We start from the raw sequence: 8,194 nt of genomic DNA, 5'->3' as shown, positions 1-8,194 counted from the left end.
ATGCGGAGGCGGAGCGCTGCCGCGCGATTACCAAGTTCGCGCTGAGGCTTCTCGCCCTGACCGCAACGCGGCCGGGCGAGATTCGGTTTGCGGCATGGGATGAAATAAGCGGGATCGACTGGCAGAACAGGGTAGCGAAGGATCCTTTGTGGCGCATCCCCGCTTCGCGCATGAAGGGCGACGAAGACAGGAAGGCAGAGGTCGAAGGCGACCATCTGGTCCCCCTCTCCTCTCAGGCGGTCGAGGTGCTGCTTGAATTGCGCCGACTATCTGGCGACCTGGCGCTGATGTTTCCCGGCGAGCGCCATCTGCATCGCCCCATATCCGAAAACACGTTGCGCGCCTTGCTCATCCGCGCCGGCTATTATCAGCGTCATGTGCCGCACGGCTTCCGCGCGGCCTTTTCTACGATAATGAACGAGCGCGCCAAGCTGCTCAAGAACCCGGACGATCGCGCCGTCATCGACCTGATGCTGGCCCACATCCCCCAAGGCACGTCGGGGTCTGAAGGCAGTTACAACCGGGCCTCCTACATGCCGCGCCGCCGCGAGCTGGCGCAGGAATGGGCTGACATTCTCGTCGGAGACATGTGGCCGCCTGCGATCCATCTCGGCCAGCCGATCCGGTATGCTGCGAACGGTCCGGGTCGAAGTGGGCAGTTAATCTAGGCCTGTGTTCCGGAGCAAGAATAATTCGACTCGACTCTCTTGCTGCTTAGCCTTGTTATGTCCCTTCAGATTCGGAGGGGCTAATGGCGAAGAATTGCACAGTACAGTACCGGCAACTTAAGACCGACGATTTTGGACCGAACGCCAATCTTAAGGCGATGATGATTGATGTATTGCAACGCCGTGGCCGTGGCGTCGGTCAAGCGCTAGCAGACAATGCCAAGCTCAGAATATTGGACATCGATCAAGATAACAGCTTTGTCATATTAAATAAGCTTTCTGGTAGAGATAGCTGGGGCGGTCCGATTTTTGCGGGCCAATTGATCCATCTTCAGGAGGGATCGGACGTTCACGCGGTCACGCAGTCCCTAGAGGATGATACCGAAGAATTTATCCTTCAGAATTTAAACGTTGGCGAGCGCGCTCGCGTTTTGAAGGGTGCTTTGTATTTCGCAATCGTGGGGAACCATGTCGGGTTGATTGAGGGTCAGCAGGTGAAAGGCCGAATGCTGGAGAGGTATCTCACACGCCTCTTTCAAGATGCTGGCGAATTAGAACCAGGGCAAGCTGTAATCCTCAATGGGAAATTCCTTTCTGGTGACGGTAAGGAACTCCCTGAATCATCAGAAATCGACGTCTCCGCCGTGCCAAGCAACAACAGAGGGGAAGCTAGGCGCGGCGTGGTGACGACCGAACGTGAGGCAGCCCAAGTCCGAGACGAAGGGGCAACAGTCTTTGATGTTCTGCGACTTTTAGGATGGGGTGCCGATGCTTTGGAACGGCTTCAAGGCGAGGTGCCCGACGACGGCACGATCGAAGGATTTTTCCGAGTATTTATCAAGCAGAAGCATCGGCGGCGATCAATCTCAAGGGCTACAATCAATGAGGCGCTTCGCAATGTCGACCCAGCCGACCTTGGGTTGAAGGGTAACGGCCGCGAGAAAGGCGGGATTGTGAAACTTTCGGTTTCAAAGCCCGTAGATACAGTGAACTCGCTTCTTGATCCCACCAGTGCTATGGAACAGATTGTGAACGCGCTTCGGGGATGGGCTGAGGCAGGACGGATAGATTGCAACTTCGCGGCATAGAGAAAGCTGGGGTGGCGGCAGCATTTGTTGTCGGAGCACTTGTAGCGCCCGGCACTCTCGCGGGTGATAGCGGCCGGCTGCTCGTTACGTTTTTGAGCTTGGTATCGGCCAGTATCCTTCCAACGATCTCGCTTCTTATGGCAAGCATGACCGCCAGTGGCAGGTCGGTAAAGGCCATCAACGATTTGAATGCGGAACTCACCGCTGCGGTCGACGCCCTGTTCGCTTTGTTCGGAATTGTAGGCGTCAGCGTGATTGCACTCATTGCGCTTGCTATCCCTACTCCCTCTTTGCTTGCCAGCATCCGCTTTCTTGGTGAGGGCCTCAACCGTGGCGGCCAAGGGGTTGTCTGCGCCGCGTCGGCTTTGGTTTTCTTTCGCGCAGGTATGATCCCTGGAATTTTGCGACGCTCCTTGGAAGTTCGTCACAGGATCGCGGTGGAAGAGGCGGTCCGAAAGACCGCAGAAAATGCTGCTAAGGTCGGCTCTGTCGGGGGGTTATTCCCCCGGCACCCTGAATTTGGTAAGGTTGTGACGCTTGATGATCTCCACGACAACGACAAGTCGCACTGAGGTCTAAGCTGCGCGCTGCTGCTCCCGCCATGCGCGCACTTCCGTCTCGTCCCAGCGGCTGGCGAAGCCCCCCGGCTTGTATTGCTTGGGGAACTTTCCGCGCTGGATAAGACGGTAGATCATCGCGCGCTTCAGTCCGACGATCTCCTCCACCTCGCTTATCCGAAGAAGGCGGTCGGGGTTACTGGCCATTTTCCACCTCCATGCAAATCTGCCGGCCGTCGCGCCCCATGCGCGGCGTCAGCGCCCCGCCCTTCGTCTCCAGATACTGGCAGCCGGTGCCGCTATCGGTCCGTAGGCGAACTCCACTGCGGGCACCCGAAGGCGGGTCGGTGGCGTCACGCGCTGGAGGCGATATCGCCTGAAAGACTGCCGTGCCGACCACCACGATCAGCGTCCACTTGCCGATGGCCCATAGCGCGCCCTCGGTGAACTTCTTGCCGATCCGCTCGACTTCTTTGGGGCTCACGGCTTCGTGCCCTCACCCTCGATGATCGCCTTGATCACAAGATAGGCGGCCACCAAAAGCCCGCCGACCAGCAGGATCGGAAGTGCCTCCAGCACCAGCCAGAAAGCGATCACCACCGTCACCGCCAGCATCACCAGCTTGACGATGGGCGAACTGATCTTGCCGAACTCCATCATCACCACTGCCAACAGGGCCTTGCCCTGGGCCGCGATCTTATCGAAAATATCCATGTCCGTTTGGTCCTTTCGCAAGCGGATAGACCGGGCGGGGGTCGTGTCCCCGCCCGGTCACCGGCTATCAGTCGTTGATCGCCTTGTTGATCAGATCGAGGGGTTCCAACTTGTCGGCTTCCGCCGCGCTGATGGTGTCCACGATGTCGAACTTGGCGGCCGACAGACCGTCGTCCAGATGCGCCAGGAACTTGGCGGCGCCGGCATCGTCACCGATCTGGACAAAGAGGATGGTGAAATCCTCATCCTTTTCCAGCTTGCCTGCGGCAGCGATGATCGCTGCTTCGGCGGCGGCCCGATCGTCCGGCTCGCCATCGGTGAAGATGATGGCCACGGCCTTCTTGCCATCGCTGTTCAGGGCGTCGATCTTCTGGATGGCTTCAGCAAGCGGCGTGGAGCCCCGCGGGCTGCGAGCCGAGAAGATGGACGAAACCTTGTCGGCGGTGACGCCTTCGAAGACTTCGACCGATCCGCCGAACACCACCACGTCGATGCCGTCAGCATCATACTGGCCAAGAACCGACGCCAAGCCGAAAATGGTTTCCTGCGCTTCCTGCCAGCGGGTCTTACCCTGATAGCGGGTGGACGGGGAAGCCATCGAGCCGGACGCATCCAAGCCAATGACGAAATCATATTCGCTGGCCGTCTCGGCCGTGAGAGAGACAAGTGCGTTCATGGTACTACCTTTCGTAAGTGCCGCATGATGCGGCGTTCACATCCGGCGTCGTGTGCCGGGATGTTGCGGACGGCTTTCGCCGAAACTGGTGACCTATGTGGAATTTGAGCCGGGCGATCGGGGGGCTTGCTCGCCCGGCTCTCCCGGCCGCCTGGGGGCGTCGGCGGCCGGAATAGGGTCGGAGGCTTCGGCCTTGGCGCGAAGCACTTCCTGGAAAACTATCATCACGCGGCCGGGATTGGCGGCAGCCTGCAACTCGGCTTCGGTCGCGGCCTCGTCCAGCGTCTGGTAGCGCAGGCGCGGGAGCGTGGAGCCGGGGCGAACGGTGCGGCCCTTACGCGCCACCATGAAGGTGTGCGCCGTGGGCACGGTGAGGCGGACGTCCGTCATTCGCCGTACGCCGTCGGCTTGGCGTTGGTGGTCAGGAAATCCTGAAACGCCTTGTGGACAGCCATTGCTGCCTCGAAGCGCTGGCTCTCCGTAGTCAGGGGATCGCCGCAGAGCAGTTCGCGCTTCCGCGCCAGCGCGGCATATCGATCATAGGCGGATACAAGCGCGGGATCGTGGCGCGCAGCGGGTTTGGTGGCGGGCATGGCGATGCTCCTATGCGGCTACAGGCCGGGGCGGCGGGTTCGGGAACAGGCGGCGGACCTTCTCGCGGTCCGGCTCTGGCGGATCGGGATCGGGCCACAGCTGGTCATCGTCGTCGGGGAAGTCGAACCACGACTGGGGCCTCCATTCATTGCAGAAGCGAGCGCCGTGTATGGTCGGCTGGACCGAGACGGGCAGGCCGTCCACGATGACCACGGATGGCGGATAGAATTCGCAGGTTCCTGTCTGCGAATCTGCGGCGCTATCGACCGGCTCAATGGTTTGGGAGGTCGCGCCAGCGCGCCAGAAGGCGCATGTCGAGCATTTGCGACTTTCGATCATGGCCGCACCCCTCCCAGAAGATCCGGCCGCTGCTCGATCAGCTTCGCTCCATCAGAAATGCCGAGGTCGATCAGATCCAGCATCTCATTGAGGATAGCCGACCGGTCGGTGCCGACGAGCGGGCATCCAGTTATCGGGCCGGTAAGGTCCAGCTTCGAAATGCAATCCGCGACATTGCGTGCGGGAAGTGCCAGGACGGCCATTGAAGCCGCTGTATGGACATCTACCAGCGCGTCGATTTCCTCATTCGTATACGGCTCAGGCAAATCATCGATTGCCGCCTGGGCCAGCTCGACCGCCCGCGTGGCGTGGGACCATATGGCATCCAGAGGGTGCAGCTGCTTGAGGATGATGTAGGTCATGGCCGCGCCTCCATCGCTTCGAGGCTCTGGATCGAGGACCAGATCGTCTGGTTAACGGCATCCTCCATATCCATCTTCTCTGCGATGTTTGGAACGTCAGCGCCCAGCGCTGCGGCTTCCAGCCATGGAGAGTCTGCATGGACATGAAGGGCGTACCGGAGCTTGCCCGCGACACCGAGCGGCGTTGCAGCGGTATAGTCAGCCAGCGTCCGCTCATCAGCGCGGGATGTTTCGGTGCCGGGGCGATCTCCCCGGATGCTCCATGCCTCGTCGGCATAGCGCAGCCATGCCTGCCATGTCGGGCTGTCGGCATCGGCCGGGGGTTTCGTCAGGCTCTCGACGTCGCGCCTGAGCGCTTCCCAATCGACCTTGGGGATTGCCTCTTGGTATTCGGTATAGCGCTCATCCAGTATGCGCATCTTCTCCAGAAGGTCGAAGGCGGTAGCCACCGGCGCCTGAAGTAAATCGTCCTGGGTCGAAAAGTGCGCGTTGGTGTGCGCCTCTTCGGCATCCAACCCCATGCTGGTGAAATCGGCGGCCTCGTAAGCGGCCAGGCTGGCGCGGTAGATTTCACGCGCGGCGGCGAAGGTGAGCTGGCTCATGACGATGCCCACCCAAACACGCGCCGGAGATCTGCCAGCATCTGGTCGTGGTCGATCTCGCAATCCTGCGATTTCAGAAACTCGATCTTCGCGATAAGGTCGCCCGGCGTTGCCGCTTGAAAATTTGCTACCGCCCGAAACGCAGCATAGCTCTCCGTCTCAAGGCGCTTTTCCTCCGCCCTAATGTCAGCTGGGATATGGCTGGCAATATCCATATGGGCTTTGGGGAATGCGTCCTTGATCGCGTGTTCTTGCTCAAGCCGCTTGCCGATCGCACCGACCAGTTCGCGACAGCACTCGCGAAAATCGTCATGCTCAGGAAGGATGTCTTCAGCGAACCCAAGAGCAATCCGCACATCCGCCCTACTCTCGGTCGTCATGTGGATTGGCAGGTCGTCAGCGCTCAGATAGCTGCGCAGCGTCGTGTAATGCGGAATGGCATCTATCTGGCGCTTCAATTCCGCGTCGGCGGCCATTTCCCTTTCTCGGGCCGCGTCCCACAACGGTTCAAAGAAAGTGTCAAAATAAGTGTCATAGGCAGCAGATGCGATTTCCATCTTCTCAGATGCGGCCAGCCATTCCGAGCTTGGCCCCACGGGGTGGCAAGAGAACATGGGCGCAGCACTGGCGGGCACAGCGACGATCGGCGCGGCAACAGCCGCTGCCAGAAGTTGGCGACGGGTGGTCATGTCAGCCCTCCTGATCTTCAAGGTGGATGGCGACGGCGATCAGACTAGCAACGCCCTCAAGCGCATCATGGAAAAGCTCTTGCGAAAGTCCGGCCCAATTGGGGGCGCTTCTGCCGTTGCCAATTTCATTGGCCAGATCCGTAGCATCAGCATCAGCGGTGTAAGCGCACGCCAGAAGGGTCACGATGGCACCGGCTTGATTCAATATCTCTCGCCGATCGGTAAACGGCCGGACGCATGTGACCTTGGCTTGCGATAGCTTGGACGAAGCCATGTCAGCGGCCCTCAGATTCTGCGATCATCTGCCGCGCCACCGACATGTCGTTGCGGATCGACTGGCCGAGTTCGGGCCAGTGAGAGGCGATCACGTCGACCTGATCGGGAAACCGGTTCGCGACCGAGCCGCTGATGCTGATGAGCGCCGCGTGGATACCCTCCAGCATCCGCGCCATGTAAACGTTACCGCCGACGTCCAAGGAAGCGATCTGGTCAGCCATCATGCAGGCGTGACCTGCCAAGGTGACGAGGTCTCGCGGCGATCCATCAGGGACAGCCCGAAGCAGGTTCAAATGCCCTTCGCAAAGAGCGGAGTAGGACTTATCGTATATAGCTGCGAAGCCCGTAAATCCGCGCGTCTGGTGGCGCCCTGCGGATTGGCAATACCGGTCGGCCTCGCCGATCAGCGAGCAAATCCTATCCATGTCGGATAGGCGCAGTTCTTCGTCTGGCGAAGCGGCATCGCTCCGCGCCGTGGTGGCGTCGGCCATGTAGGAATCTCCTGTCTAAAGGACAGGGGATCACCCTGCCTGCATCACCGTCTTCGGCCCGGAGGCGTTCAGGTGATGAGGCATTATTTGCCTTAGAGGCAATCTTTAATCAAGTGTAAATTGCCTGTCAGGCAATTTTTAACCAATCAAGTCCGCAAGCCGCAGAACTCGGTCGATTCGGAGAACCTCTTCTGTCTCGATACGGAAGGTGACGGCGGGATTGAATTGCTCAAGCTCAATATAGTTCGCGGTTCGGCGCACTAAGCGCTTCAATAGAACCGAGCGGGCGCGCTCACCATCGTCGTCTTCGGTCCTGGGACGAAGGTAGACAACGACGTCGTCCCCCACTTTTGCAGGGCGCTTGGTTTCAGCCAGCGCGAAGTCGCCCTCCATGTGAACTGGCTCCATCGACTGCCCCTGCACATACAGGCCGTAGGCGTCCGCCCTTCCATTCAGGATTACGGGGCGCTTAACATACTGGATAATTTCGCCTGTATTCAGCATCGTCTGCTCGACTGCCTCACCTTCGACTATCTTTGGCGCGCCCAGCGCAGTGCCGAAAATAGGGAGGTCTTCTCTCATGCGCTCTTCAGAAGCGCCCTCCATTTTGACGGGAACAACGTTGGGCTCTGGAACGGCTGCATACCCTACAAAATCATCGAATGTCATAAGGTCAGCGATCTGACATCCCAACGCCTGCGCAATTTGGACGATGCGAGACAGGGGGATATCTACTTTCCCGCTTTCAATGCGAGAAATCTGAGGAACGCCTACGCCGATCGCTTCGGCCAGATCGCTTTGCGTGATACCTCGCGCTTTTCGCACATCACGTATTTTGTTTTTCATAGCGCAAATATCCCGCATCTCATGCAATTACGCCATGCTCCCGTAAGCAAAAATGATTGACGATTTATTGCCTCTGAGGCAAGTATCTGGCCATGAGCTTGAAATCGCATATCGAACAGCGCGGCAGGGCAAGTGACCTGGCGAAAAAGGCTGGTGTCAGCTTGTCGACTGTAACGCGGATCGCCTCCGGTGAGAGAAATCCAACGAAGCGAATGATCGAGCGGATCATAGCAGCTTCAAATGGCGAGCTTGAATATTCAGACTTCTTCGCTCCCGTCGAGGCGGGGTGACC

Annotated in this window: 17 protein-coding genes; 4 read left to right on the top strand and 13 right to left on the bottom strand. The window is 59.1% G+C overall.

The features are described 5' to 3' along the window. The 3 genes from RQH62_RS20605 to RQH62_RS20595 form a co-directional block, all read left to right on the top strand. On the top strand, positions 1–668 hold a 668-nt coding region (locus tag RQH62_RS20605; RefSeq protein WP_311270528.1), incomplete at its 5' end, for a site-specific integrase. An 83-nt stretch (positions 669–751) separates the two neighbouring features. Then, complete coding sequence (locus RQH62_RS20600; protein WP_311270527.1) at positions 752–1,756, top strand: hypothetical protein; 1,005 nt, start codon at positions 752–754, stop codon at positions 1,754–1,756. Then, a complete protein-coding gene (locus RQH62_RS20595; RefSeq protein WP_311270526.1) occupies positions 1,738–2,328 on the top strand; it encodes a hypothetical protein in 591 nt (196 codons plus the stop codon). Before RQH62_RS20600 ends, RQH62_RS20595 begins: the two co-directional genes overlap by 19 nt. 3 nt (positions 2,329–2,331) lie before the next feature. Here the strand turns inward: RQH62_RS20595 and RQH62_RS20590 are convergent, their stop codons facing one another. The 13 genes from RQH62_RS20590 to RQH62_RS20530 all read right to left on the bottom strand — a co-directional run bounded on the left by RQH62_RS20590 (position 2,332) and on the right by RQH62_RS20530 (position 7,902). Further along, positions 2,332–2,520, bottom strand: coding sequence for an AlpA family phage regulatory protein (locus tag RQH62_RS20590; RefSeq protein ID WP_311270525.1), 189 nt, complete (start codon positions 2,518–2,520; stop codon positions 2,332–2,334). Next, on the bottom strand, positions 2,510–2,797 hold the full coding sequence (locus RQH62_RS20585) for a hypothetical protein (protein ID WP_311270524.1): 288 nt from the start codon (positions 2,795–2,797) through the stop codon (positions 2,510–2,512). The genes RQH62_RS20590 and RQH62_RS20585 overlap by 11 nt, the downstream gene beginning before the upstream one ends. Then, the gene (locus RQH62_RS20580) at positions 2,794–3,027 is read right to left on the bottom strand and encodes a hypothetical protein (protein ID WP_311270523.1); all 234 of its coding nucleotides are present in this window, start codon (positions 3,025–3,027) and stop codon (positions 2,794–2,796) included. The genes RQH62_RS20585 and RQH62_RS20580 overlap by 4 nt, the downstream gene beginning before the upstream one ends. A 67-nt stretch (positions 3,028–3,094) precedes the next feature. Further along, entirely contained in the window at positions 3,095–3,703 is a 609-nt protein-coding gene (locus RQH62_RS20575) for a VWA domain-containing protein (protein WP_311270522.1), read from the bottom strand. Positions 3,704–3,796: 93 nt separating this feature from the next. Continuing rightward, complete coding sequence (locus RQH62_RS20570) at positions 3,797–4,093, bottom strand: hypothetical protein (protein ID WP_311270521.1); 297 nt, start codon at positions 4,091–4,093, stop codon at positions 3,797–3,799. Next, entirely contained in the window at positions 4,090–4,296 is a 207-nt protein-coding gene (locus RQH62_RS20565; RefSeq protein ID WP_311270520.1) for a hypothetical protein, read from the bottom strand. Before RQH62_RS20565 ends, RQH62_RS20570 begins: the two co-directional genes overlap by 4 nt. A 10-nt stretch (positions 4,297–4,306) precedes the next feature. Beyond that, positions 4,307–4,636 (bottom strand): hypothetical protein, encoded by a 330-nt coding sequence (locus tag RQH62_RS20560; RefSeq protein WP_311270519.1) that lies wholly within the window; start codon positions 4,634–4,636, stop codon positions 4,307–4,309. Beyond that, on the bottom strand, positions 4,633–4,998 hold the full coding sequence (locus tag RQH62_RS20555; protein ID WP_311270518.1) for a hypothetical protein: 366 nt from the start codon (positions 4,996–4,998) through the stop codon (positions 4,633–4,635). The genes RQH62_RS20560 and RQH62_RS20555 overlap by 4 nt, the downstream gene beginning before the upstream one ends. Further along, positions 4,995–5,600: a hypothetical protein gene (locus RQH62_RS20550; RefSeq protein ID WP_311270517.1), complete on the bottom strand. Its 606-nt coding sequence runs from the start codon at positions 5,598–5,600 to the stop codon at positions 4,995–4,997. Before RQH62_RS20550 ends, RQH62_RS20555 begins: the two co-directional genes overlap by 4 nt. After that, positions 5,597–6,289: a hypothetical protein gene (locus RQH62_RS20545; RefSeq protein WP_311270516.1), complete on the bottom strand. Its 693-nt coding sequence runs from the start codon at positions 6,287–6,289 to the stop codon at positions 5,597–5,599. Before RQH62_RS20545 ends, RQH62_RS20550 begins: the two co-directional genes overlap by 4 nt. A gap of 1 nt (position 6,290) precedes the next feature. Then, positions 6,291–6,563: a hypothetical protein gene (locus RQH62_RS20540; RefSeq protein ID WP_311270515.1), complete on the bottom strand. Its 273-nt coding sequence runs from the start codon at positions 6,561–6,563 to the stop codon at positions 6,291–6,293. A 1-nt stretch (position 6,564) separates the two neighbouring features. Then, positions 6,565–7,056, bottom strand: coding sequence for a hypothetical protein (locus RQH62_RS20535; RefSeq protein ID WP_311270514.1), 492 nt, complete (start codon positions 7,054–7,056; stop codon positions 6,565–6,567). A 138-nt stretch (positions 7,057–7,194) separates the two neighbouring features. Then, positions 7,195–7,902, bottom strand: a complete 708-nt coding sequence (locus RQH62_RS20530; RefSeq protein WP_311270513.1) for a LexA family transcriptional regulator — start codon at positions 7,900–7,902, stop codon at positions 7,195–7,197. 92 nt (positions 7,903–7,994) lie between these two features. Here RQH62_RS20530 and RQH62_RS20525 point away from each other — a divergent pair, with 92 nt between their 5' ends. After that, on the top strand, positions 7,995–8,192 hold the full coding sequence (locus RQH62_RS20525) for a helix-turn-helix transcriptional regulator (protein ID WP_311270512.1): 198 nt from the start codon (positions 7,995–7,997) through the stop codon (positions 8,190–8,192). Positions 8,193–8,194 lie beyond the last annotated feature (2 nt).

The sequence above is a fragment of the Sphingobium sp. WCS2017Hpa-17 genome, assembly GCF_031843765.1.
Taxonomy (GTDB): Bacteria; Pseudomonadota; Alphaproteobacteria; order Sphingomonadales; family Sphingomonadaceae; genus Sphingobium.
This window is presented reverse-complemented; position numbering and strand designations above follow the sequence as displayed.